Raw genomic sequence first — 22,803 nt, 5'->3', positions numbered from 1 at the left:
CTATTGTGTCAGGTATGGATCCCATGTCACAGTTCCTCACCGGGCCGCGGGCGCAGGCCGCGTTCGCCCTCCGCGTTGTTATGGATCCGCCCTTTTGCATCGACGTTCAAGACAGGGCCGCGTTGACCGTGATCATCGCGATCAGCGGGCAGGCATGGATCGCCGTCGAAGGAGGCGAACCCTGCCCCCTTCGCCCCGGGCAGGCGGCCACTGTCCGCGGCCCGGCCCCTTACAGCGTCACCGACAAGCCCGGCCGGGCGCCGACGGTGGTGATTGACGCCGGACAATCCTGCCGGACGCCCGCAGGAGAGCATCTGGAGCTCACGATGTCGCACGGGCTACGAACCTGGGGTAACAGCCCCAGCGGGCAAACCGTCCTGTTGATCGGCACGTACCAGTCGTCGGCAGCGGTCGGGCAACTGGTCGCCTCAGGCCTGCCCGTCTTTGCTGTCTTCGATGAACACGACACCGATCCGGCACTCCTCAAGGTACTCGAACGCGAACTCACCCACTTCGGGTTAGGGCAGGCGGCCGCCTTGGACCGGGTCCTTGACCTCTTACTGCTGCACCTGGTGCGCGTCGCTGCAGATCGCGCCGACGGCATAGCCCCAGGCTGGGCAGCGGGCACCCGCGACCCAGTTGTTGCCCGCGCGCTGGCTCTCCTCCACGAGCTACCGTCGGCACCTTGGACCGTTGCCGAGCTCGCCCGGCGGGCACACGTTTCCCGCGCCACCATGGCCGCCCGCTTCCACACCGCAGTCGGGCAGCCGCCGATGGCGTACCTCACTCAATGGCGTCTGGCCCTTGCCGCCGACAGGCTGGCCTCCAGCACTGCCACCACCGCCGTCATCGCAGAAGAGGTGGGGTATAGCAACGCCTTCACCTTCAGCGCCGCCTTCTCCAGGGTCTACGGCACCAGTCCGACGGGCTACCGGCGATCACCCCACGCGCCCAAAATGCAGGCGAGCGGCACGCTGACAAACGAAGCTAAGACCTAGGCTTTTCGCGGTGTTTCTACGGGCGCTGTGCATCTGGCGGCAGTTCAGTCCGCAGACGCACCGGATGATCAGAGCGTCAGCGGCGCAACGTGCAATTCTGCCAGGGCACGGGCCGCCCTGGCCCTGGTCGCGGACCACTCCTCCGTAAGCAACGACAGCACGACGATGTCCCGCCAAGATCCGTCAATCCGCTGCGAGGAACGCCTGCGGGTGCCTTCGACAGTGAACCCGAACCGTCGGAGGGACGAAATGGACCTGTGGTTTCGAGGATCCACATCGCATTCGACGCGCCCTGCGCCGTGGGAAAACACCCAGTCGAGCAGCGCCAGCTTGACCTCAAGGTTGGCTTTCATGCCCCAGAACGCCGGGCTGATGATGGTCCTGCCGATCTTTACGCGCTCCGTCGGGGCGTGGGTTTCCGTAACGCCGGTGGTGCCGATGAGGAGCGGACCGCCGGGCAGGCCAGTGTAGTGCACCGCAAAGATCCGGAGCCCTTCATGGCGCCGGCTGATGAAGCGGACCGTCTCGTCGTGCGTTAGTGGACGGCGGTGCCCATCGCCGAACCCCGTGGCCCAGATATCGTCATTAGCGAGGATATGGGCCAGCGCCTGGATGTCGCCGGCGCCGAACGGTGACAGCGCAAAGCGGCCTGTGACGGTGCGTAAAGTCGGCAGGGCGCGGGGCAGGCGAAGCGTCATTGTGACCTTTCCATGAGGGATCGTCCGGACAGCATCCGGGACGAGGACGAACGCCGAATGAACGCAGGGCGATCTTTCGGTGAGCAAGTCCGGGGACCCGCTTTGCGGCCGCTCACCCCCGCATAACAGAGGCCCACATTGCCGGCCGCGCGGAACGCATAGCTCGTCTGTTCCACGAAAACAAGGTCTGGCAGGGCCGATCGCGGGGTCCTACAATCGGGGTGGACGCAACCGGTCAAGGCACCCCCGGACACGCCCGCGGGGGAACCACACTATGGTCCAGCGGTGCCGGCTGGGATGCGGACAATGACAGATATTCAGGGGCTTATCAACTCCCTCCGGCCTGACGAACTGGCGGAACTCCAGGAGCGTGGCCCGAGCCAAGTGCTGGAACCGGACATGCTGGATGCCATTGACCGTGCCGCCGGCGGACCCGGCGAAGGCCGCGGCTACTATATTGTCCGCGGCAGCCTGGAGCCGCTGGAACGACGTCAGTACTACCTCCGCGACGACGTCGCCGCAGCCATCTTTGCCCCGTCCACGCTGGAAGGCGCCGCCGGGGCAGACGCCTGACTGCCTTTTTGAGCGCCGCCCCGGCACCGCGCCGCAAATGATCCACCGGGCAACCGGAACTCACCGGCGTGCCCCGTCATCTCCGCGGGATTGGTTGACGCCCGTTCCGCCCCGGGGCGACACTGGCGGAGTGAGCGAAGCGGAAAAAGAAGCCATAGTCCGTTCGGTCGTGGACCGTCTGTCAGCGCGCTTTCCGGAAGCGGAGCGGACGCACATCGCGCGTATCGTCGACGAAGAGTACGAGTCGCTGGCGGGCGGGCGAATCAGGAGCTTCATCCCTACCCTCATCGAGCATGAGGCCAGGGCGCGGCTTCATCGAGAATTCGCCCCCGAGCCGTCTCAACCGGGTCCGTTTCAGTGAAGCGGCTTGGGCGGGGATTTACGCCATACCCGGAAGAACCGTTTGCGGGCTTCGGCGCCGCGTAGTTGTTCCAGCGCGTGGAGACGGCCATATGTGAATGCGTTTGCGTTGCCGCCCTCCCCGGACTCGGCGGCCAGTGACTGCAACTTCTCCCGGATGACGACACTGTCCTGATGGTCACCCAGAATTGTCTGGATTTCTTCAGCGGTACGGGCGAGCCTGGAAGCCCGTTTTCTGAAAATTGGCAGGGCTGCTTCGGCTGCGTAGCGGAGGCGTTTCGCGCTCTTCCGGACCTCATGCAGCGCAGCGTCGGGTGACGCGTCATCCGGTATTTCTTTGAGGCCTTTCACAGCACGCCGTAGACGCTTCCTATCTGCATTGACCAGCCGGGCTATCGTCCCCGGGGCCTTCTTGTCGGCAGGTCCGCCCAGCGGCGGATAGGCGAGGAAGTCATCCAGGGCATCAAGAAGCCGAAAGTACCGGTCGCCCGTCATGGCGGCGAGGCCTTCGGCGAGGGCAGCCTCATGGGCGGCCCCAAGCTGGTCGTCGATGTGTTGCTTCACAGGGCCACTGATCAGATCCGGCCGTTCGGCGCTGATCAGGTCGTTCAAATGGGTCCGCATGACCTCCAGATCCCGTGCCGCGCCCACCGCCCCGGCCAGCCATTTGAGTTCTCCACGCAGAAACTGCGTGGTCCCCTTATCCGTCAGCTTGCGGAAGCTTACGAGCACGGACCGCATCCGGCGTGCTGCCACGCGGAGCTGGTGTACGGCGTCCGGCGCCCCCTCCCGCACCCCGGGGTCGTGCGTCTTCAGGGCCTCGACCTGTGCATTCATGTACCAAAGCAACACCGCTGACGCGTCGCCAGTGCGCGGAGGCTCGGGCGCCGGGCCGGTGCCAGCCGGATATCGGGCACCAAGCGCCCGTGCCAGCTTCGAGGGCAGCTCCGCAGGCAGGTGGCCGGCGCGGGCGAGCACCACATCTGCGGCCTCCAGTAGTTTCCGGTGCCCGTCGATCAGTTCGATCTCCCATTCCCGCCAGGCGGCCTTGTCAACCGGTTCCAGGAGGATCCGGGATTCCACCCGGTCATCGCTGAATTCGGCCAGGACGGTTCCGTCGGCTGCAATCAGGGGAATAGCCGTACGGCGGGTTGTCAGGTGCGCCACCGCAACCAGTTCCTGGTTTCGGGTATGGGCCAGCACCAGGTCCTTCAACCGTGCCGGTACGCAGTCCGGGTCCTTGTTCAGCGGCTCGTTGATTTCGCGCCGTTCGCCCGCGGCCACCGGCAGCTTCAGATGCCATCCGGCATCCTTCCCGCCCGTACGACGGCGCAAGGTAATCCCGCGGGCCGCAAGCGCTAGCGTCGCGGTGTCGAAATACACTGCGTCGAGATTCTGATCCGATGGCGTTCCTACGCGGTCCACTCCGGCGATCGTCGTCAATGCCGGCAGCGCAACGGAGGCTCCGACGTCGAACTTTCGTTCCACTTCCAATTTCCCTGTCGCGGGCATGCTTCATCGTAGGCCGGGATTGTGCCCTGGCGTTGTGCCTAAAGGCCCCCTTGTGAGCCGAATCCGGGGAAGCGATCCCTGCTTACAGGAGGAGCAGGCGGTTATGTCAGGAGCGAGGCGATCAGGCCCTCGATGCGGGTCTTAATCTCGTCGCGGATAGGGCGGACGGCGTCCACGCCCTGGCCCGCAGGATCTTCGAGGACCCAGTCTTCATAGCGCTTGCCGGGGAAGTACGGGCATTCGTCGCCGCAGCCCATGGTGATCACCACATCGGATTCCTTCACGGCCTCGGTAGTGAGGATCTTGGGGATTTCGGCAGACATGTCGATGCCGAGTTCCGCCATTGCTTCGACGGCGGCAGGGTTAACCTTGTCAGCGGGCTGGGACCCGGCGGAGCGGACCTCGATATCACCCTTGGCCAGGGTGGTGAGGAATGCGGCGGCCATCTGGGAGCGCCCGGCGTTGTGGACGCAGACAAAGAGGACGGAGGGCTTCTTGGCGGTTTCGGTGCTCACGGGGTTTCTCCTGAAGTAGTTTCGTTCAGCCATGGATTGATGATTTTTCGTAGTAATCAGGCGGCACGCACGCGAGGTGCCAGATCGTTGACGCGGCGGGCTAAGTCCGCGAAGGCATTTTCGAACGCCTCGTCGGTGCCCAGGCGAAGCGGATCCCTCACTGACCAGTGGACACCGTGAAGGCCGGTCAGTTCCTCATGGGCGGTGTCGCAGACCGTGACGACGAAATCTCCCTCCCCCGCCACCAGGTCCAGGCTGCGCGGGGTGTGGTCTGCGAGATCCAAGCCATGACGACGGGCGACCTCGATGGCGCCTTCGGCTATGCGGTCCGCAGGGTGTGTTCCTGCCGATGCCGAGGGGATTTCGCTGACATGCTGCCAGAGCGCGGCGGCCAGCTGTGACCGGGCGCTGTTGCGTGTGCAGACGAAAAGAACCCGGCGTGCTCCATGTTCAGCCGCTGGCACCAGGCCCTCCAGGGCGCCGGCCGCAAGCCGAACGTAGCTGCGTCGCCGGTCAGCTTCGGACCGGTGGCGGGTGGTCAGCCCGGCCACTTCCAGTGTGCGCAGATGATGGGACAGCAGATTCGAGGGAATCCCCAGTTCGGCCTGCAGTTCCATCGGAGCAAAGTCCCCCAGGGTCAGAAGATCGACGATGCGCAGGCGCGCCGGATCGGCCAGGGCCGCATACTTGGTTACCCTCGCCTGAAACGGGCTTTTTCCCTCAATACTCATTGATTCAATTTTGACTGAGTTAAATCTTTCGGTCAAGCTGTTGGGTATGACCAAGACTTCCAACCAGCCGCAGCTCTGGCGCCGCGCCGTGGCCGAACTACTCGGCACCGGCCTGCTCGTGACGATCGTCGTCGGCTCCGGGATCGCCGCACAGCAACTCTCCCCCGGCGACGTTGGCCTGCAGCTGCTCCAGAACAGCACCGCCACTGTGCTGGGCCTGACCGTGCTGATCCTGGTGCTTGGGCCCGTAAGCGGTGCGCATTTCAATCCTGCCGTCTCCCTTGCCGACTGGGTCCTGGGCCGGCGCGGCGGCACCGGTTTGACCCTGCCGGAGCTCGGCACCTATGTCGTGGCACAGACTGTGGGTGCGGTCAGCGGCAGTGTGCTCGCGAACGCAATGTTTGAGGTGGGCACGTCTTTGTCCGCCAAGGAGCGGGCTACCCCGGGGCACTTGCTGGGTGAAGTCGTGGCGACCGCCGGGCTGATCCTGCTGATCTTCGCCCTGGCGGCGACTAAAAGGGGCGCACTTGCCGCACCGGCGGTGGGCGCCTACATCGGCGCCGCGTACTGGTTCACGTCGTCGACGTCGTTTGCCAACCCGGCCGTGACAGTCGGGCGCATCTTCAGTGACACGTTCGCCGGTATCGCACCGGCATCCGTTCCCGGCTTCATCGTGGCGCAGCTTATCGGCGCGGCAATCGGCCTTGGCCTCCTCGTTGTCTTCTACCCCTCCGCGGCCAACACCGCGGACGACGTCGTCCTGCCGCACGCATCCGCGCGAGCCGGCTCGTAAAGGGCCGCTCCCAAGTACGGCCAGGTTCCTGGCGTACTAGGCTTCCCTTGTGATCTTCAGGACGGCTCCGGGTCCGACGGCGGACGCAGAACGGCGCATCAGACGGTCCGCCGCAGCCGGAATGATCGGTGCATTCCTATTCGTGTCCGTCTTCACCGTCTACGGGTGGTTGTACCCTGGATACTCCCCGACTCGGATGTTCGTCAGCGAGCTGTCGCTTGGCCCCTATGGCTGGGTTCAGATCCTCAATTTCGTACTGACCGGCGCCTTGATCCTGGCGTTCGGCGTCGGCCTCTCTGCGCACTTCAGCACGGGCGCCGCGTCCCGAACCGGCCCCGCGCTGATACAGGGCATCGGCGTCAGCCTGATAGCGTCGGGACCGTTCACCACCGACCCCTCGGCGATGTTCGGCCAATCCAGCATCCAAGGGGTCGTGCACGGAGTCTTCGGCGCCATTGTCTTCACGTTCGCGCCGATCAGTTGCTTCGTTTTCTACCGGCGCTTTCGCCATGATCCGTTCTGGCGCCCACTGTCGGGATGGACGCTGGCTACCGGCGTCGTCCTTACCGTCGGGATTGTGGTGCTCAAGATCAGCCAGCAGGTCGGGAGCGGACTGTTCGAGTGGAAAGGCCTGGTGCAGCGCGTCCTGCTCATTGCGCTGATGGCGTGGATCTTCACGGTGGCATACCGACTGCGCAGCCACTACCGGACCACGGCGCCCGCCCGCCGGTCGCCGCCCTAGGCGTATGGCGCCGCCCTAGGCGTACTGCACAGGCAGCTGTGCGCCCAGGCCAACCGGCATTCAGCCCTCCACGGCGCCTTCAAGGCCGGCCTGGATCGTGTCCATCGTCTTGTTGAAGGCACCGGTCATGTCGATGCCGAGACGATCAGCAAGAACGAAGATCCACCAGAGCGATTCCGAAAGCTTATGTTCAAGCTCCGCGGCGGGGTCACCGTCAATGCCCCAGGTGCCTTCGTGAGCGAGAAGGAGCCTGCCGATGTACCCGACGTCGTTCGAGAACCCCAGCATGAGCTCGTGGTCCGACCAGACCTTTCCGTTCAGGCGCCGCTCAAGAATTTCATAGAGCGCCCGCACTTCAAGGGCACGGTCACGGGCGTCAGCGAGTTCGGCATGTTTGGGGGTGGGCATTACGTCCTTCTTCCTGTCAGTAACCTGTGGAACGCAACCGGAGCTCGAATTATTCACTCCGTTCCGAGACTATTCACCAGCCTCAATTGACGCTGCTTCCAAGTAGGCTAAATCCACACGCGACGGACAGGAGGCTGACTTGGCAGAGACGACGGTGGCCGAAGTAATGGCGGAGCTGGACGCGCTCGAGGACCCGAGGGCCCGCGAGGTGAACGAGAAACACGGTGACGATCACGGCGTGAATCTCAGCAAACTGCGCGGGCTCGCGAAGCGGCTGAAGACGCAGCAGGAACTCGCACGCGAGCTCTGGCGGACGGAGAACACCGCGGCGAGGCTGCTGGCGATCCTGATCTGCCGCCCGAAGGCGTTTGACCGTGACGAGCTGGACGTCATGCTGCGGGCGGCCCGCACTCCCAAGGTTCACGACTGGCTTGTGAACTACGTCGTGAAGAAGAGCGCTCACGCCGAGGATCTGCGCCTCGCCTGGTCCCCTGATCCGGATCCAGTGGTCGCGAGCGCCGGCTGGGCGCTGACCACCGAACGCGTGGCGAAGAAGCCCGAGGGCCTGGACCTCGCAGGGCTGCTCGATGTCATTGAAGCGGAGATGAAAGAAGCCCCGGATCGCCTGCAGTGGGCGATGAACCACTGCCTGGCCCAAATCGGGATTGAGCATGCTGAACTTCGCGCTCGTGCCATCGGCATCGGTGAACGCCTGGAAGTGCTCAAGGACTACCCGACTCCGCCGAACTGCACGTCTCCGTTCGCGCCCGCCTGGATTACAGCGATGGTACGCCGGCAACACGATAACTAGGAGCGCGTTCGGAGAACTGGTGTGCGCTTACAGGTTCGCTTCCGCATACACGCGAAGGGCCTCCCGCACGAACCCGGCCCCGGACTCGCCGCCATAATTCGCGCTGAACCGAGGATCGGCAACGTACATTTCGCCGAGGCCAAGCACGTAGCCTTTCAGGTCACCGCCCGGCGCTGACGCCGGGGTCCCGGGGATACCACGGAGCCATTCCACCTGCCGCCGTGCAAGCCCCTGCGCCTCGTCGCTGTCCGGGGCGACGCCCTTGCCGGCCGCTGCGATCCAGTCGCTTCCGAGTTGTTGCGAGCGCTGCTTCCACGCCGCCTTTTCCGCGCCGTCCATTCCTTGCCACCAGGTATTGCTGCTGGCGTAGGCATCCTTGCCCCAACGGTCCTCCACCTCCTCCTTGTACTGAGTGTGGTCAAAGCCGTCGAACATGTTCTCTGCCATGAGTTCCCTACCTTCGTTTACTGCCTCGATAGTGTTCTGGACGGACAGAATCTGCCGGCTCAGCCGTTCCTGTTCGTGCCGAAGCCATCTCAGGTGCCCACGCAGGGCCGTAGCGGCGTCCGACTCGTTGCTGAGCACGTCGGCGATCACCGGCAGCCCAAGGCCCAACTCCCGCAGCAACAGGATCCGCTGAAGGTGAAGGAGAGCTTCCTGGTCGTAGTGCCGGTACCCGTTATGGGCAATCCGGCTCGGCTTGAGCAGGCCGATCTCGTCATAGTGCCGCAGCGCCCTGCTTGTGGTGCCGGCGATCCTGGCGATCTCCTGGATCGACCAGTCCATGCGCGCCTCCCCTCCGTGGGTCCGTCCTATGATCCGACTCTAAAGGTTGACGCAGCGGCAAGGTCAAGGGCGCGGGGAGACGCGGGAAAGAACGTGCCGGGAGCGGCTCAAGCCCTGCGCGGGAGGAGCCTGGCGGCCAGGACCACAAGCACGGTCGTAACTGCTCCGGACAGGAGCACCTCGTCGAAAGAAAGCCCGTCGATGTTCGGCTGGAGTTCCTCCTGGGTGGCCCAGCCGAACCACATCTCGCTGGTGATCAGCCCGACGCCGAAGCAAGCGACGGCTGCGATCGCCATGGACCACAGCCGGCGTGCCGCTCCCCTGCCGACGGCCAGCGCGGTGACGAGGCCAAACCCAAGGGACAGTGCCACGAGTAGCCCCAGGCCCTGGAGTCCCAGATCCCACTGCATCGCGGTGCCTCCCTTCGCGCATGTCCTTCTCCGTCAATCGTCGGTGCGGCAGGTGCGACAAGATAGGGGCGGAATGCCCGGGGTCCCTTCCGTCACGGGACCGGCTGCGCTGGCCATGTCAGCGCAGCCGGGATCCGTTCAGTTGGAGGGGAAGTTGTACGACGCCCCGGAGGCGTGGCTCGCTTCGGGCCAGCGGGAGGTGACGACCTTGCCCCGCGTGTAAAAGGACACGCCTTCCGGGCCGTAGATGTGCTTGTCACCGAAGAGCGAGGCCTTCCAGCCACCGAAGGAGTAGTAGGCCACCGGCACAGGCAGCGGCACGTTGATGCCGATCATGCCGACATCAACCGAACGCTGGAACTTCCGGGCCGCTGCGCCGGAGGAGGTGAAGATGGCCGTGCCGTTGCCGTAGGGATTGGCGTTGATCAGCCTGATGCCCTCCTCGAGGTCCTCGACGCGGACCACCACGAGGACGGGGCCGAAGATTTCCTCGGTGTAGGCGGTCATTTCGGTCTTGACGTGGTCGATCACGGTAGGCCCGACCCAGAAGCCTTCCTCGTGGCCGCGGATCACCAGGTCGCGGCCGTCCACCACCATGGCGGCACCGGCGGCCTCCGCTTCGGTGATGGTCTTGATGATGAAGTTTTTGGACTCTGAGCTGATGACCGGTCCCATATCAGCGTCCGGTTCCATGCCGTTCCTGACCCTCACAGCCACGGCGCGTTCTTCGACCTTCTTCACCAGCAGATCGGCGGCATCGCCGACGGCAACGGCAACGGAAATGGCCATGCAGCGCTGGCCGGCGGAACCGAACGCCGCGGCAGCCAGGTGGTCCGCGGCGTTGTCGAGATCGGCGTCGGGAAGGACGATCGCGTGGTTCTTCGCGCCGCCCAAAGCCTGGACCCGCTTACCGTGCGCGGTTGCTACCTCGTTGATGTGCTTGGCCACCGGGGTGGAACCCACAAAGGAGATGCCGTCTACGTCCGGGTGCGTCAGGAGGCCTGAGACCACTTCGCGGTCACCGTGCAGGACCTGGAATACGCCGTCGGGCAGTCCCGCCTGCTTGAAGAGCTCGGCCAACAGCATGGCCGCAGAAGGGACCCGGTGGGAGGGCTTGAGGATGAAGGCGTTGCCGGTGGCGATGGCCATCGGAGCCATCCACAGCGGCACCATGACCGGGAAGTTGAACGGGGTGATGCCGGCGACGACGCCAATGGGCTCACGGAAGGAGAACACATCAATGCCGGTGGAGACCTGGTCCGAGTACTCTCCCTTAAGCAGCTGCGGGATACCGCACGCGAATTCGATGACCTCCAGGCCGCGGCCGATCTCGCCCTTGGCATCGGAAAGGACCTTGCCGTGCTCGGCCGTGATGAGCTGGGCAAGCTCCTCCACGTGGGCGGCGACGAGTTCGCGGAACTTGAACAGCACCGCGGTGCGCTTGGCCAGGGAAATGTCGCCCCAGCTGACGGCGGCGGCTTTTGCCGCCGCGACGGTGCCGTCAAGATCCGCCCGGCTGGCCAGCCGCAGTTCTGCGGTGACGGCGCCGGTGGCGGGGTTGTAGACGGGTTTGGTGTCCGTACCGGTTCCGGCGGCTTCGGATCCGCTGATGAAGTGGTTGATGACGGTCATTGCTATTGCTCCTGAAGTAAGTGGTGTTCCACGGCATGTACCGGTTCGACGTTCCGTGGGAGTCCTGCGGCAAGGGATTCATGGATGGCGAGCCGGACGGCCAGATTTTGTTCGGTCAGTTCCCGGTGAATGACCTCGTGCCCGGAGCTGCGCGCCCACGTGCTGAACCGTTCGATTTCGACTTTGAACTGGTCTTCGTTGATATCGAAGACCTCGCTGCTGCCGTCCCGAAGCGAAACCGTCACCCGTGCAGGGTCTCCGGGCATCGGGTCGAACGCCTGGTCGAGCGTGATCTGCCCCTTGGTGCCGATGACCTGGAACGTGTTGGTGCGGGGTCCTTCGAAGCCGCAGTCCAAGGTTCCAATGACGCCGTCGTAGTCCAGGATCGCGGCGACGGTGGTCTCAACAGGATCCGCAGGGCTGGTTCCTTTGGCGTAAACGCTCACCGGCGCCCGCCCCATGACCATGTTCATGATGTCGATGGCATAGCAGCCCACATCATTGACGGCACCGCCTTCAAGACCCGCCTGAAGGCGCACCTCTCCCGGGGCGCGGTTCATCACAAAGTGGAAACGCGCGTGCATCGAGACAACGTCACCGATTCGGCCCGCATCGATAAACTCCCGGACTTTCTGGTGCTGCGGATGGAAACGGTACATGAACGCTTCCATCAGGTTCACCTCGTTGTGGCTGCAGGCCTCGACGACGCGGGCGTAATCTTCAAGGCTGCAAACCAGTGGCTTCTCACACAGGATGTCCTTGCCCGCCTCGGCTGCTGCAATGATCCATTCAGCGTGCAAACCGTTCGGAAAGGGAAGGTAGACGGCCTCGATTGCCGGATCAGACAGCAGGTCTTCGTGTGATGCGTACACGGCCGGGATGCCAAACCGGGCAGCGACCTCGCCGGCGCGGCCGTTCGGGCTGCTGATCGCTGCGACGGTCGCGTTTCGGGCCTTCTGCATTGCCGGTAGGAACCGGTCCTGGGCTATCCGGGCAGTGGTGAGAACGCCCCATCGCACCGCGCTCATGTGGTGAGCCCGGCTTCCAACGTCCGGAGGAACGCCACGGACTGCCGGACATCCCGGACGGGCCCTTCGCCCTCGGGTGCCGCCTCCAGGATGGTGTCCTGTTCCATCGTGAACCACCCCCCATACCCAGCCTCGAGGAGGTGCAGGACGATGTCGGAGATCCGGGCGTCTCCCTGCCCAAGCGGGACGTACATCCCGGTCTTGACGCCGTCCGTGTAGGAGATTTCACCCTTCTGCACCCGCTCGGCGACGGCCTTGCGTACGTCTTTGAGGTGGGTGTGTCCGATGCGTGAGGCATAGTCCCGGACGAGCTGCCCGGGGTCCGTCCCGCCAATGAGGAGGTGTCCGGTGTCAAGGCACAGGTTCGCCCCCGTGTCGTTCAGGACGCGGTTGACGTCCGACGTCGTTTCGATCATGGTGCCCACGTGGGGGTGCACTACTGCCTGGATGCCCTGATCGGCGGCGGCCTTGACGATGGTGTCAAGGTTCCGTCCGAACAGGTGCCAGCCATCGGCATCGAGCTCGTGGCGCTGGTCATAGCCGGCGACGCCGGTCTCCGCGGCCAAAACCATGATGCTGGCTCCTGCTGCCTGGTAGGCATCCAGTTCGGCCGACACCGCCTTCAGCGGGTCCTTGGCGGCGTCGTGCAGGACGATCGGGAAGAATCCTCCGATGGCCTGCAGGTTGTGCCGCCGAAGGACCTCGGCGCGAGCGGCTGCTTCCTCCGGCAGGAAACCTGCCGGGCCGAATTCCGTCGCGGTGATGCCAATGGCGGTCATTTCGGACAGGACCCGGTCTGCCTCCAGTTGGTGCCCCCACCCGGGGACTTCGCACACACCCCAGGAGATGGGGGCGGCGGCGAGGCGGCTGGTGATGATGCTCAATCTGATCCTCCAAGTACGTTCTGATCCCAGTCAATGACCGAGCCCGTGACCACTCCGCTCCTGCTGGAGAGGAGAAAAACTGCAAATTCGGCGATCTCGTCCACTTGTCCGAGCTTGCCCATCGGCACCGAGGCGTTGGCCTTTTCCAGCCAGTCGTCGCCTGCGCCGTGGAATTTCCGCTGGGTCTCCTCCTCGCCGTCGGTGGCCGTCCATCCAATGTCCAGGCCGTTGATCCTGATCTTGTCCCAGCGGTGCGCGTGGGCGGCGTTCCGGGTGGCGCCTGCCAGGCCGGCTTTCGCCGCCACGTAGGGCGCCAGGTAGGGCTGGCCGCCGAGTTCGGCGATGGAGATGATGTTCAGGATGCTGCCGGAAGCTCCGCGTTCCCGGAGGTGCTTGATCGTTTCCGCCATGATGAAGAACGGCGACTTCAGGTTGATGGCGATGTGCGCATCAAAGAGTTCCGGGGTTGTATCGAGCATGGTTCCGCGGGTGGTGAGGCCGGCCGCGTTGACGACGCAGTCGAGGCGTCCGAAGGTGCTGATGGTTTCCAGCACCGAGTGGCGTGCCTGCTCGACGTCGGCCAGGTCGGTCTTGATGAAGCGGGCTGTGACGCCCGACTGCTCAAGCTCGGCGGCCAGTTGTTCACCGGAACCGGCGTTCCGGCCGGTCACGGCCACTCCGGCCGCGCCTTCGGCTGCCGCCCGGCGGGCAATGCCGGCCCCGAGGCCCTGGGTGCCGCCGCTGACTAGGACCACCTTGTCCGCGAGGAGGGGGCTGTTCATTCGCTACTCCTTCCCGATGGTGACCACGCGGCCGGACCTGGCGGACTCCTCTGCGGCGTTGGCCAGTACCAGGGCCATCACGCCGTCGTCGAAACCGGGGCTGCAGATGGTTCCTCCGCGGATTGCCCGGACAAAACTGTCAAGCTCATTGCGGTAGGCCTGGCCGTAGCGTTCCAGGAAGAACGGCAGGTAGGCGTCGGACTCTTCGGTGCCCGCGGCGCTGTACTTGCGCACGGTGGTGGGGGCCATGTTGCCGGCCGTCAGGAGTCCCTCGCTGCCGAAAGCTTCCAGCCGCTGGTCATGGCCGTAGGCGCTGTGGCGGGAATTGATGATCGTGATCTGCTCACCGCCGCGTCCCCGCAGGTTGATGACCACCGAGTCGAAGTCACCGGCCTCTTCGATGTAGTCGCAGAACAGGTTGGAACCGGTGGCGGAGACTTCGATGATGTCCGGAACGAAGAAACGGGCCATGTCCAGGTCGTGGATGCTCTGGTCACGGAAGATTCCGCCGGAGGTCTCGATGTACGCCTTGGGCGCGGGGGCCGGGTCCCGGCTGATGATGGTCAGCTGTTCCAGGCGGCCGATTTCGCCGGCCTCAACCCGTGAGCGGAGAGACGCGAAATTCGGGTCGAAGCGGCGATTGAAGCCGAGCATCAGCGGGCTGCTCGTGCCGCGGATCTGGTCCCGGCACTCACGGACACGGTTGATGTCGAGATCGATGGGCTTTTCGCAGAGGGCCGCCACGCCGGCGGCCGCGGCCCGGGAGATCAGGTCAACATGGGTGCTCGTCGGTGACCCGATGATGATGGCATCCAGGTCAGGGTTCGCGAAAACCTCATCAGCTGTTTCGACCGCCTGCGCCCCGGTGGCGGCGGCCAGGTCCTGGGCGCCCTTGATGAACGGATCGGCGATCCAGGCCAGTTCCAGGTCAGGGTGGTCTGCAATGTTCCTGGCGTGGACGTGGCCGATTCGGCCGGATCCGAAGAGTGCAACCTTGAGTGGTCGGTTAGCGGACATGCGTGCTGGTCCTTTCGTTTTTTCCGCGGGCGGATGATTCGCCTGCGGCTGGTTGCGGCTGGTTGCGGCTGATTGATGGTGAGGGAGGCGGCGCCGTCATGGCCGGGCCACCGCTGCCGGGGGCCTGCCCGCCAGGACGTCCACGGCGCCCCGGGCAGCGTCGCGGACTGTGTGAACCATGCCCTGCCGGGTAAAACCCATGAGATGGGGCGTCAGGACCACGTTCTCGTGATCAAAGACGGGGTGGTGGGCCGGGGGCTCAGGATCGTAGACGTCCAAGCCGATGCCGGCCAGCTGCCCTGAGAGAAGTGCGTCATGAGCTGCGTCCAGGTCGACGAGCCCGCCCCTGCTGCAGTTGATAAGGATGGCCCCTGCGGGCATCAAAGCGAGTCGTTCGGCATTGATGATGTTCTGGTTTTCCGGGGTCAACGGCACGTGCAGGGTGACGAAATCGCTCCGGCCCAGCAATTCCTCCACCGATTCGCAGCGGATTCCGGCCGGGACGTCGGCGAACGGATCAAAGGCGAGGACGTTGAGGTCAAAGGCCTCGGCGATTCGGGCGACGCGCCGCCCGATGCGGCCGTATCCGATGATGCCCAGGGTGAAGCCCTCCAAATCGCCGACGGCCACGGTGGACCTTTCCTCCCAGCGGCCGCTTCGGACAAGCGACGTTAGCGCCGACAGCTTCTTTACAAGGGCCAGGAGGTGGGAGAAGACACCTTCCGCGACGGACGCTGTGTTGCTTCCGGGCGTGATGACTACGGGGATGCCGCGGCGGGTTGCCTCCGCGACATCGACGAGGTCGGTGCCGACCCCGGTCCGGGCGATGACCTTCAGGGCGGGCATGCGGTCCAGGAGCGCGCGGTCCACGTGGTAGGCGGCACGGACGATGGCGGCATCTGCACGCGCCAGGTCCTCCTCCGTGGGGTTGTGGATCATTTGTTGGTGCGGAGCCAGTAACGGTTCGACCAGTCCGGCTTCTACGTTGCCGAGAGCTACAACTATTTGGGGTGTGGTTATGGAAGCCATCGTCATCCTTGAAGATGTGAAGGTGCACGCCCGCCAGGGCATGGGAGGCCCGCGGGGTAACGAAATGGGTGTGAAGTGGTTTAGATGCCGAGGAGGCTGGACTTGCGTATGACCAAGTGGGGGACGATCGGCTGGTGGACGAAGCCGCCGCCAAAGTCATGGTCCTGTATGCGCTGAAGGAGCGTTTTCGCGCCGGCGACGCCGATGCCGGAGCTGTCCGGGTCGACGGTGGTCAACCCGAGGCGGGGCATGGCACCCAACGCGATGTTGTCGTATCCGGTGATGGCAACTTCGACGCCCCGTTCATCGGCAGCCGTCATGGCACCGAAAGCGGCGAGGTCGTTGATGCAGGCCAGCGCTGTGGGGCGCTGGTGCCTGGAACGGGACGAGCTGAGGGCCCTTTGGGCGGCGACGTATCCGGACTCCTGGAAGAAGTCGGCGTCGACGACGTGGATGTGGCGGGCAAGCCCGTGTTCTTCCATGGCGGCGGAGTAACCGTCCACGCGTGCCCGGCCCACGGAGCCGCCCAGCCCGCCAAGGTGCACGATGTTCTCGTGTCCCTGGGCGATCAGGTGCTCGACCACCAGAGTCATGCCGAGGGCGTCGTCGCTGCGGACCACATCTGCGGTGTCGATGTAGTCCGGGCCGCCGCCGGCAAAGACCACCGCTCCCCCGGAAACCGCCCGGTTGAACGGTGCCTTGTCCGGCACCGTTCCGACCACGAGCAGGCCAGCGACACGCAGGTCCCGAAACGCCTGGAGGATGGACTGGTCCACTCCCCTGCCGGCCGCCGTGACCGCACTGAAGAGGACGGTGTGTCCGGCTTCTTCCAGCACGGTCCGGGCTGCGTCGGCTACGTCGAAAGCCCAGGGGTTGTGCATGTCGCTGACCAGCACGCCGATGGTTCCGCTGTCCCGTGTTGCCAGCGACCGGGCTGCGAGGTTCAGCTCAAAGCCCATCTCTTCGACAACCTTGAGCACCCGTTGGCGGCGTTCGTCACTGACGCGTGGTGAGTCGCGCAGGACGAGTGAGACCAAGGATTTGGATACGCCGGCGCGTTCGGCCACGTCCTTGATCGTTGGCCGCCGAGCGGATGCAGTCGCCATCGCTACACCCGCGCTGCCGTGGTGCCGTGGATTTCCTCGATCTTCTGCCATTGACCGGAGATGGAGGATGCTTCGGCCGCGCTGACGATTGCGGCCGCGGACGCGGCGTCGTGGATATTGGAGTTTTCCTGGGCCCCACCCGCGACGGCCACAAGGAACTTTTTCGCTTCGATGACCTTGAGGTCGTCAAAGCCCATGCTGTTGCCGGGGCCGGGCTGGAAGTGGGCGTAGTCGCCGTAGCGCGGGCTGGCGTTGACTGTGGTGTAGCCCTGTTCCTGGTTGCTGCGCCCCAGGCACACCTTGAGCTCGTTCATGCGCTCAAAGTCCCATTTGAGGGAACCTTCGGTTCCGTAGACTTCGATCTGGTAGCCGCATTCGGGGCCGACGGCGACGCGGGACGACTCGATGGTGCCGACGGCTCCTGCACCGCGGGCGGACGGGCCGAAGCGGACCAGCGCTGCTGCGTAGTCCTCATTTTCGACCTCTCCCATTTCACCGTTTTCGATTACTGCGAAGTGCGTTGCGGAACCCATGGCGAGCTTTGGCCGCTGCGTGTAGACCGTGCTGGTGAGCGCAGTGACCTCAGCGATGGGTCCGACTACATATTGGCACAGGTCGGTGGCGTGGCTGAACAGGTCGGCCAACACGCCGGTGCCGGCGAGTTTCCGGTCGAAGCGCCAGGACAGGGCACCGTTGGGCTCGGAGGCGTATCCGGAGAAGAACACCGTCCGGACGTTGGTCACCCGCCCGAGGCGTCCGGCGGCGATGAGTTCCCGTGCGTGTTCCACCGCGGGGGCGTGCCGGTAGTTGTAGCCGATCGTGGTCAGTACGCCTGCTTCCACGGCAGCTTCCTGTACGGCGGCTGTTTCCTGGTAGCCGCGTCCGACCGGCTTTTCGATCCAGAAGTGCTTTCCTGCCTGGGCGGCTGCGATGCCGATCTCGGCATGGAGGAAGTTGGGCGCGCAGATGGAGACGACGTCCACGTCGGGGTGGTTGAGAACATCGTGGTAGTTGGCGGTGCCCTCGGCGTACCCGAGGACATCGCGGGCGAATTCGACCCGGCTGGGCTCAGTGTCGGCGGCGATGACGAGCTTTGTCTTGAGGCCGAGCTCGGGGTAGACGTACGGTACGGCCTGGTAGGCGCGCGAGTGGAGCTTGCCCATCCATCCGACGCTGATGAGGCCGACGCCGATGGTGCGAGATTCTAGGGTCACGTTGTTGCCTTTCGTTGAGGTGTTGGTCAGTTGCGGGCGGTGTCGAAGGCGTCACGGAACGCCGCCGCCATGATGGTTGAGTCGGAGCCGATGGCGACGAACCGGAAGCCCTGGCGGACGTACTTGGCGGCTCCCACACCGTCCACCGCCAGGATCCCCGCCGCCTTGTTGTGCAGTTGAGCCGCGGAGACGACGCGCTGCAGGGCTTCCTGGAAGACGTTGCTGTCCAGCTGCAGCGGGACACCGAGTGCGTAGGAGAGGTCCAGGGGTCCGACGAAGACGACGTCGACTCCCTCCTGGACGGCGATGTCTTCGACGGAGTCCAGCGCCTCTAGCGTTTCGATCTGGATGATGCCGAGGGTTTCCTGGTCCGGTGTGGTGAGCGTCCGGCGGTCCATGCCCCAGCGGCAGGCCCGGTTGTAGGTGGCCACGCCGCGGTCCCCGCGGGGCGGATACAGCATGTGCCGCACCGATTCCGCGGCCTGGCCGACGGTGGCCAGCCGTGGAACCATAATCCCGGCCGCGCCCTGGTCAAGGACACGCCCGATCCGGATGCGGTCGCCGGATTCAACCCGCACGATGGTGGGGACGCCGTAGCTTCCGGCCGCAACAACGCCGTCCCTGACCGCGTCTTCGCCGCCGGAGCCGTGTTCAAGGTCGATCAGCACCCAGTCCGCACCGGCAGCTGCGCATACTTCTGCGGCGGTGGCCGATGACATTCCCACGAAGGTTCCGACGGTAACTTCGCCTTCGGCGAGGCGCCGGCGCAGGTGCCCTGCGTTCAGTGGTCCGTTGCTCATCCGAACCACCGCTGGCGGCCGCGTGCCTGCTCGTAGTCGGCACGGAGGGTGTTGACCCATTCCTGGTCGGATACCTCTGCCGGGGCTACGTCCCACCAGACATCGCCGCCGGGCAGGTCGACGTGGGGAACTGTTGGCACCACAATGACCACCGGTCCCTGGGTGTCGCGGGTGGAGCTCAGCGCCTCGCGCACCTCCGCTGCGGTTGTGGCGCGGATGGCCAGGGCGCCCAGGCCCTCGGCGATCTGGCGGAGGTCGACTTTGAGGTAGTCCCCGTCGAGCCGGGCCTTCGGGGCGTCCTCTGCGGCTACGCTGCCACCGGTGGTGCGGTAGCGGAATTCGTTGCCGAATTCCTTTCCGGTGCGGTTCATCTGCAGCCGGTGGATGACCTGGTATCCATGGTTTTCGGAGACGATGACCGTGACGTTCAGGCCTTCCTGGGCTGCGGTGAGGATTTCGGTGGGCGCCATCAGGAAGGTGCCGTCGCCGATGAAGGTCACCACGCGGTTCTCGTTGTTGCCCTCGGCAAGCCGGACGCCCATGCCGGCGGCGATTTCGTAGCCCATGCAGGAGAACCCGAATTCCAGGTGGCAGTTGCGGTTGCCCGTGGCGTCCCATACCTTCTGCAGGTCACCCGGAGGCCCTCCCGCGGCGGCGATGACTGTGTCGCCGGAGCGTGCATGCTCCTGCATGATTCCGATCAACTGCGGCTGGGTCAGGACCGCGCCGGTAACCGGCGCGTCCGGGTGGTCCTCCGGACGGAAGGGGGTGTCGGCGTCGAGCCATGTGGACCGGATGGGTGCCCACTTAGCCTTTTCGGTGTGAACCGTTTCCTGCCAGGCTTCCGTGGTGCTGTGGCCCTCCAGTGCCTGGGTCAGCGATTCCAGGCCGAGCCTGGCGTCGGCGAGGATGCCGGTGGCGCCTTGCTTGCGGGTATCGGCGTCCACAATGTTCAAGGATGCGAAGCGGACGTCCGCGTTCTCGAAGATCGACTGCGAACCGGTGGCGAAGTCCGTGAGCCGGGTCCCGACGCTCAGGACCAGGTCGGCCTGCTTGACGAGGGTGTTGGAGGCGAAGTTGCCCTCCAGGCCCACGCCGCCCACCTGCCACCATTCGTCCTTAGTCACGGCGCCCTTGCCTCCGAAAGTCTCCACGACCGGAATTCCGATGTGTCCTGCCAGCGCCTCCAGTGCAGCGTGTGCGTCCGAGTAATGGATGCCGCCGCCGGCGATGATCACCGGACGCTCAGCCACCCGGATGAGTTCGGCCACTTCCGCGATTTCCGCCGGGTCAGGCAGCGGACGCCGGATCTTCCAGTCCCGGGGCGCAAAGAATTCAGCGGGGAAATCGTAGGCGTGGGACTGCACGTCCTGGGGCAGGGAAAGGACGACGGCGCCCGTGTCGGTGGGGCTGGTCAGGACGCGCATCGCTTGGGGCAGCGCGGTCAGGAGCTGCTCCGGACGGGTGATGCGGTCAAAGAAACGGGAGACCGGGCGGAAGGCGTCGTTGACGGTGGCGTCCGCTTCGGTGGGGTGCTCGAGCTGCTGCAGGACCGGACCCTGGTGGCGGGTGGCGTAAGTATCACCCGGCAGCAGCAGGAGTGGAAGCCTGTTGACGGTTGCCAGCCCGGCCGCGGTGACCAGGTTCAGGGCACCGGGCCCGATCGAAGCTGTCACGGCCAGAACGGCTTGCCGCCGGCTCGCCTTCGCGTACGCCGTCGAAATGTGTGCCATGTACTGTTCGTGGCGGCCCTGGATGAACGGCATGTCATCGGCGAATTCGTCAAAGGCCTGGCCCAGGCCGGCCACGTTGCCGTGCCCGAAGATTCCCAAGGCTGCGGGCACGAGGCGGCGGCGGACACCATCGGTAATGGAGTGTTGGACGGACAGGTATTTGACGACCGCCTGGGCGGTGGTCAGTCGGATGGTCTGCGAGTTAGTGGTCATTGCCTTATCCAGAAGTCGGTGGGGTTACCAGGGGCGTCCGTGGAGAATGACCGTTTTCTCTTCGGTCATTTCCTGCACGGCGGAGCGGACGCCTTCCTTGCCGATGCCGCTGCCCTTGAGTCCTCCGTAGGGCATGAGGTCGGCACGCCACAGGGGCGTCCAGTTGATGTGAATGTTTCCAGCATCGATCTGCCGCATGGCCCGGACAGTTCCGGCGATATCGCTGGTGAAGATCCCGGCGCCGAGACCGTAGTCGTTGTCATTGGCCAAGGCGATGGCGGATTCGATGTCCTGTGCGGAGGTAACGGCGACCGCCGGGCCGAAGAGTTCGTTCCGGCTCAGGTTCGACCCCGGGTCGACTCCGGCAACGACGGCGGGAGTCACCACCGCGCCGTCACGGTCACCGCCGGTGAGGACCCGGGCACCTGAATGGCGGGCCTCCGCAATCGATGCGTGCACGCGCGAGGCTTCCTCCTCGGAGATCAGCGATCCGAGCCGAGTGTCGTCTTCCTTAGGATTGCCGACGGTGATCGCCTCGACCTTCGGGACCAGAGCATCCAGGAAGTCAGCTTCGACGCGGCGGTCGACGATGACGCGCTGCACGGAGATGCAGACCTGGCCGGCGTTGATGAAACCGCCCGCCGCCACGGCAGTGGCGGCAAGTTCAATGTCCGCGTCCGGGAGGATGATGACGGGGCATGAGGCTCCCAGTTCCAAGGACAGCTTCTTCACGCCGGCGATCGAGCTGATGCGGGTTCCTGTGGCGGTGGAACCGGTGAAGGAGACTTTCCGTACCCGTGGATCCGTGACCAGGACGTCGCCGAGGGTGCTGCCGGGACCGGTGAGGACGGACAGCGCTTCGGGCGGGAGACCGGCGTCGACGAAACACTGGGCAAGCTTCAAGGCCGTGAGAGGCGTTGCGCGGGCCGGCTTGAGCACCACGGCATTGCCGGCAGCCAGCGCCGGGGCGATCTTGTGCAGCACCAGCAGGGCAGGGTAGTTGAACGGCGTGATGGCGACGACGATGCCCACAGGCTGCCGGAGCGTAAAGCCGATCTTCTCCAGCCCGGTGCCGGCGTTGGCATCCAGGGGAAGGGTGGAGCCGTACAGCTGGCTCCCTTCGTAGGCAGCAAGCCGGATGATGTTCCCGGACCTGCCGGCTTCACCGCGTGCCTCCGTGATGGGCTTCCCGGTTTCCGCGCTGATGGTCTGGGCGATGTCCTCGGCGCGTTCGTCGGCCAGGGCAGCTGCCCGGAGAAGGATGTCCACCCTCTCGTGTGCGGGAGTGGACCGCTGCAAATGCGCACCGATCTCTGCTTGGTCCAGGGCGGCCTGAGCGTCGTTGATTGTAGCCACGGGGACCGTATCGATGACCCGGCCGTCAAAAGGTGAGCGGACTTCCTCGGTCCTGCCGTCGGCAGCACCGCGCCATGTTCCGGCAATTAGCATGTGCATGGTTGCTCCATCTGGTTGTGAACGTTTGCGCTCAGTGGCGCCTGGAGGTGCTTTCGTACGCCGCGTCAGCAACGTCGGCTACTTCGGCCTGGACTTCCTTCACGACGTCGCTGTGGCCGCCGAGTTGTTCGAGTTCGTGGGCGAGTTCGGCCAGTTCCGCGCCGCCGGCCATCTGCGCGGTGAGCTCGTCGAGGGTGATGTCCTTCTTGTCGTAGTAGCCGATGGACTTGCCGCGTTTGAGGAGCAGGAACCGGTCACCGACGGGAAAGGCGTGGTGCGGGTTGTGGGTGATGAAGATGACGCCCAGGCCGCGGTCGCGGGCCTGCAGGATGTAGCGGAGCACCACGCCGGACTGCTTCACGCCCAGGGCCGCGGTGGGTTCGTCCAGGATCAGGACCTTCGCGCCGAAGTACACGGCGCGGGCGATCGCGACGCACTGGCGTTCACCGCCGGAGAGCTGGCCGATGGGCTGCTCCACGTCCCGGAGGTCGATGCCCATCTCGGCCAGTTCATGCTTGGTGATGTCCTTCATCTGCTGCACATCCAGGCTCTTGAACGGCCCGAACCCGGAGG

General features: G+C 65.0%; 25 protein-coding genes. 6 read left to right on the top strand and 19 right to left on the bottom strand.

The annotated features are described in order from the left end of the window. Positions 1-14 precede the first annotated feature (14 nt). The gene (locus BS38_RS0122060) at positions 15-998 is read left to right on the top strand and encodes an AraC family transcriptional regulator (RefSeq protein ID WP_028272721.1); all 984 of its coding nucleotides are present in this window, start codon (positions 15-17) and stop codon (positions 996-998) included. 68 nt (positions 999-1,066) lie between these two features. On the opposite strand, the gene BS38_RS26590 is transcribed toward BS38_RS0122060, so the two are convergent. Beyond that, entirely contained in the window at positions 1,067-1,696 is a 630-nt protein-coding gene (locus BS38_RS26590) for a GNAT family N-acetyltransferase (protein WP_051629094.1), read from the bottom strand. Between the two features lie 306 nt (positions 1,697-2,002). On the opposite strand from BS38_RS26590, the gene BS38_RS0122050 reads away from it, so the two are divergent. Next, entirely contained in the window at positions 2,003-2,269 is a 267-nt protein-coding gene (locus BS38_RS0122050; protein ID WP_028272720.1) for a hypothetical protein, read from the top strand. A 130-nt stretch (positions 2,270-2,399) separates the two neighbouring features. Further along, entirely contained in the window at positions 2,400-2,630 is a 231-nt protein-coding gene (locus tag BS38_RS26055) for a three-helix bundle dimerization domain-containing protein (RefSeq protein ID WP_051629093.1), read from the top strand. Here BS38_RS26055 and BS38_RS26050 read toward each other — a convergent pair. From BS38_RS26050 to BS38_RS0122025, 3 genes are all read right to left on the bottom strand, one after another. After that, a complete protein-coding gene (locus BS38_RS26050; RefSeq protein WP_197025014.1) occupies positions 2,624-4,117 on the bottom strand; it encodes a CYTH and CHAD domain-containing protein in 1,494 nt (497 codons plus the stop codon). The genes BS38_RS26055 and BS38_RS26050 overlap by 7 nt on opposite strands. Positions 4,118-4,242: 125 nt before the next feature. Then, positions 4,243-4,656, bottom strand: a complete 414-nt coding sequence (locus BS38_RS0122030; RefSeq protein WP_028272719.1) for an arsenate reductase ArsC — start codon at positions 4,654-4,656, stop codon at positions 4,243-4,245. Positions 4,657-4,712: 56 nt separating this feature from the next. Beyond that, complete coding sequence (locus tag BS38_RS0122025) at positions 4,713-5,387, bottom strand: arsenate reductase/protein-tyrosine-phosphatase family protein (RefSeq protein WP_028272718.1); 675 nt, start codon at positions 5,385-5,387, stop codon at positions 4,713-4,715. Between the two features lie 46 nt (positions 5,388-5,433). Here BS38_RS0122025 and BS38_RS0122020 point away from each other — a divergent pair, with 46 nt between their 5' ends. Both BS38_RS0122020 and BS38_RS26585 read left to right on the top strand, forming a co-directional pair. Then, complete coding sequence (locus BS38_RS0122020) at positions 5,434-6,180, top strand: aquaporin (RefSeq protein WP_028272717.1); 747 nt, start codon at positions 5,434-5,436, stop codon at positions 6,178-6,180. A gap of 121 nt (positions 6,181-6,301) precedes the next feature. Continuing rightward, entirely contained in the window at positions 6,302-6,922 is a 621-nt protein-coding gene (locus tag BS38_RS26585) for a DUF998 domain-containing protein (RefSeq protein ID WP_231511401.1), read from the top strand. A gap of 60 nt (positions 6,923-6,982) precedes the next feature. Here BS38_RS26585 and BS38_RS0122010 read toward each other — a convergent pair whose 3' ends face one another. Then, positions 6,983-7,330, bottom strand: a complete 348-nt coding sequence (locus BS38_RS0122010; protein WP_028272716.1) for a hypothetical protein — start codon at positions 7,328-7,330, stop codon at positions 6,983-6,985. A 166-nt stretch (positions 7,331-7,496) separates the two neighbouring features. On the opposite strand from BS38_RS0122010, the gene BS38_RS0122005 reads away from it, so the two are divergent. Continuing rightward, a complete protein-coding gene (locus BS38_RS0122005) occupies positions 7,497-8,141 on the top strand; it encodes a DNA alkylation repair protein (protein ID WP_051629096.1) in 645 nt (214 codons plus the stop codon). 27 nt (positions 8,142-8,168) lie between these two features. Here the strand turns inward: BS38_RS0122005 and BS38_RS0122000 are convergent, their stop codons facing one another. The 14 genes from BS38_RS0122000 to BS38_RS0121935 form a co-directional block, all read right to left on the bottom strand. After that, positions 8,169-8,927, bottom strand: coding sequence for a MerR family transcriptional regulator (locus BS38_RS0122000; protein ID WP_028272714.1), 759 nt, complete (start codon positions 8,925-8,927; stop codon positions 8,169-8,171). 107 nt (positions 8,928-9,034) lie between these two features. Then, a complete protein-coding gene (locus BS38_RS26040; protein WP_043439665.1) occupies positions 9,035-9,337 on the bottom strand; it encodes a hypothetical protein in 303 nt (100 codons plus the stop codon). Between the two features lie 138 nt (positions 9,338-9,475). Beyond that, positions 9,476-10,969, bottom strand: coding sequence for a CoA-acylating methylmalonate-semialdehyde dehydrogenase (locus BS38_RS0121990; RefSeq protein ID WP_028272713.1), 1,494 nt, complete (start codon positions 10,967-10,969; stop codon positions 9,476-9,478). Positions 10,970-10,971: 2 nt separating this feature from the next. Then, the gene (locus tag BS38_RS0121985; RefSeq protein WP_028272712.1) at positions 10,972-11,997 is read right to left on the bottom strand and encodes a Gfo/Idh/MocA family protein; all 1,026 of its coding nucleotides are present in this window, start codon (positions 11,995-11,997) and stop codon (positions 10,972-10,974) included. Further along, a complete protein-coding gene (locus BS38_RS0121980) occupies positions 11,994-12,881 on the bottom strand; it encodes a sugar phosphate isomerase/epimerase family protein (protein ID WP_081819014.1) in 888 nt (295 codons plus the stop codon). Before BS38_RS0121980 ends, BS38_RS0121985 begins: the two co-directional genes overlap by 4 nt. Next, the gene (locus tag BS38_RS0121975; protein ID WP_028272710.1) at positions 12,878-13,663 is read right to left on the bottom strand and encodes an SDR family oxidoreductase; all 786 of its coding nucleotides are present in this window, start codon (positions 13,661-13,663) and stop codon (positions 12,878-12,880) included. The genes BS38_RS0121980 and BS38_RS0121975 overlap by 4 nt, the downstream gene beginning before the upstream one ends. 3 nt (positions 13,664-13,666) lie before the next feature. After that, positions 13,667-14,680, bottom strand: coding sequence for an inositol 2-dehydrogenase (gene iolG, locus BS38_RS0121970; RefSeq protein WP_028272709.1), 1,014 nt, complete (start codon positions 14,678-14,680; stop codon positions 13,667-13,669). A 96-nt stretch (positions 14,681-14,776) separates the two neighbouring features. Then, positions 14,777-15,709 (bottom strand): hydroxyacid dehydrogenase, encoded by a 933-nt coding sequence (locus BS38_RS0121965; protein WP_028272708.1) that lies wholly within the window; start codon positions 15,707-15,709, stop codon positions 14,777-14,779. Between the two features lie 80 nt (positions 15,710-15,789). Further along, complete coding sequence (locus BS38_RS26035; RefSeq protein ID WP_043439663.1) at positions 15,790-16,815, bottom strand: LacI family DNA-binding transcriptional regulator; 1,026 nt, start codon at positions 16,813-16,815, stop codon at positions 15,790-15,792. 2 nt (positions 16,816-16,817) lie between these two features. Next, entirely contained in the window at positions 16,818-18,029 is a 1,212-nt protein-coding gene (locus BS38_RS0121955) for a Gfo/Idh/MocA family protein (RefSeq protein ID WP_028272707.1), read from the bottom strand. 26 nt (positions 18,030-18,055) lie between these two features. Beyond that, a complete protein-coding gene (locus tag BS38_RS0121950; protein WP_028272706.1) occupies positions 18,056-18,829 on the bottom strand; it encodes an HpcH/HpaI aldolase family protein in 774 nt (257 codons plus the stop codon). Beyond that, the gene (gene iolD / locus BS38_RS0121945) at positions 18,826-20,775 is read right to left on the bottom strand and encodes a 3D-(3,5/4)-trihydroxycyclohexane-1,2-dione acylhydrolase (decyclizing) (protein ID WP_028272705.1); all 1,950 of its coding nucleotides are present in this window, start codon (positions 20,773-20,775) and stop codon (positions 18,826-18,828) included. Before iolD ends, BS38_RS0121950 begins: the two co-directional genes overlap by 4 nt. 24 nt (positions 20,776-20,799) lie before the next feature. After that, on the bottom strand, positions 20,800-22,230 hold the full coding sequence (locus BS38_RS0121940; RefSeq protein ID WP_028272704.1) for an aldehyde dehydrogenase family protein: 1,431 nt from the start codon (positions 22,228-22,230) through the stop codon (positions 20,800-20,802). A gap of 31 nt (positions 22,231-22,261) precedes the next feature. Continuing rightward, on the bottom strand, positions 22,262-22,803 hold a 542-nt coding region (locus BS38_RS0121935; protein ID WP_028272703.1), incomplete at its 5' end, for an ATP-binding cassette domain-containing protein.

The organism is Arthrobacter sp. UNC362MFTsu5.1 (genome assembly GCF_000685965.1).
GTDB lineage: Bacteria > Actinomycetota > Actinomycetes > Actinomycetales > Micrococcaceae > Arthrobacter.
The sequence above is the reverse complement of the archived record's forward strand: the minus strand, read 5'-3'. Positions and strand labels throughout refer to the sequence as shown.

Coding starts and splice junctions, on each gene's coding strand:
- BS38_RS0122060 (WP_028272721.1), top strand. CDS start 15: ATGGATCCCATGTCACAGTTCCTCACCGGGCCGCGGGCGCAGGCCGCG.
- BS38_RS0121965 (WP_028272708.1), bottom strand. CDS start 15,709: ATGGCTTCCATAACCACACCCCAAATAGTTGTAGCTCTCGGCAACGTA.
- BS38_RS0121950 (WP_028272706.1), bottom strand. CDS start 18,829: ATGAGCAACGGACCACTGAACGCAGGGCACCTGCGCCGGCGCCTCGCC.
- BS38_RS0122010 (WP_028272716.1), bottom strand. CDS start 7,330: ATGCCCACCCCCAAACATGCCGAACTCGCTGACGCCCGTGACCGTGCC.
- BS38_RS26035 (WP_043439663.1), bottom strand. CDS start 16,815: ATGGCGACTGCATCCGCTCGGCGGCCAACGATCAAGGACGTGGCCGAA.
- BS38_RS0121990 (WP_028272713.1), bottom strand. CDS start 10,969: ATGACCGTCATCAACCACTTCATCAGCGGATCCGAAGCCGCCGGAACC.
- BS38_RS0122005 (WP_051629096.1), top strand. CDS start 7,497: ATGGCGGAGCTGGACGCGCTCGAGGACCCGAGGGCCCGCGAGGTGAAC.
- BS38_RS0122000 (WP_028272714.1), bottom strand. CDS start 8,927: ATGGACTGGTCGATCCAGGAGATCGCCAGGATCGCCGGCACCACAAGC.
- BS38_RS26590 (WP_051629094.1), bottom strand. CDS start 1,696: ATGACGCTTCGCCTGCCCCGCGCCCTGCCGACTTTACGCACCGTCACA.
- BS38_RS0121985 (WP_028272712.1), bottom strand. CDS start 11,997: ATGAGCGCGGTGCGATGGGGCGTTCTCACCACTGCCCGGATAGCCCAG.
- iolG (WP_028272709.1), bottom strand. CDS start 14,680: ATGTCCGCTAACCGACCACTCAAGGTTGCACTCTTCGGATCCGGCCGA.
- BS38_RS26585 (WP_231511401.1), top strand. CDS start 6,302: ATGATCGGTGCATTCCTATTCGTGTCCGTCTTCACCGTCTACGGGTGG.
- BS38_RS0122020 (WP_028272717.1), top strand. CDS start 5,434: ATGACCAAGACTTCCAACCAGCCGCAGCTCTGGCGCCGCGCCGTGGCC.
- BS38_RS26040 (WP_043439665.1), bottom strand. CDS start 9,337: ATGCAGTGGGATCTGGGACTCCAGGGCCTGGGGCTACTCGTGGCACTG.
- iolD (WP_028272705.1), bottom strand. CDS start 20,775: ATGACCACTAACTCGCAGACCATCCGACTGACCACCGCCCAGGCGGTC.
- BS38_RS0121940 (WP_028272704.1), bottom strand. CDS start 22,230: ATGCACATGCTAATTGCCGGAACATGGCGCGGTGCTGCCGACGGCAGG.
- BS38_RS0122050 (WP_028272720.1), top strand. CDS start 2,003: ATGACAGATATTCAGGGGCTTATCAACTCCCTCCGGCCTGACGAACTG.
- BS38_RS0121975 (WP_028272710.1), bottom strand. CDS start 13,663: ATGAACAGCCCCCTCCTCGCGGACAAGGTGGTCCTAGTCAGCGGCGGC.
- BS38_RS0122025 (WP_028272718.1), bottom strand. CDS start 5,387: ATGAGTATTGAGGGAAAAAGCCCGTTTCAGGCGAGGGTAACCAAGTAT.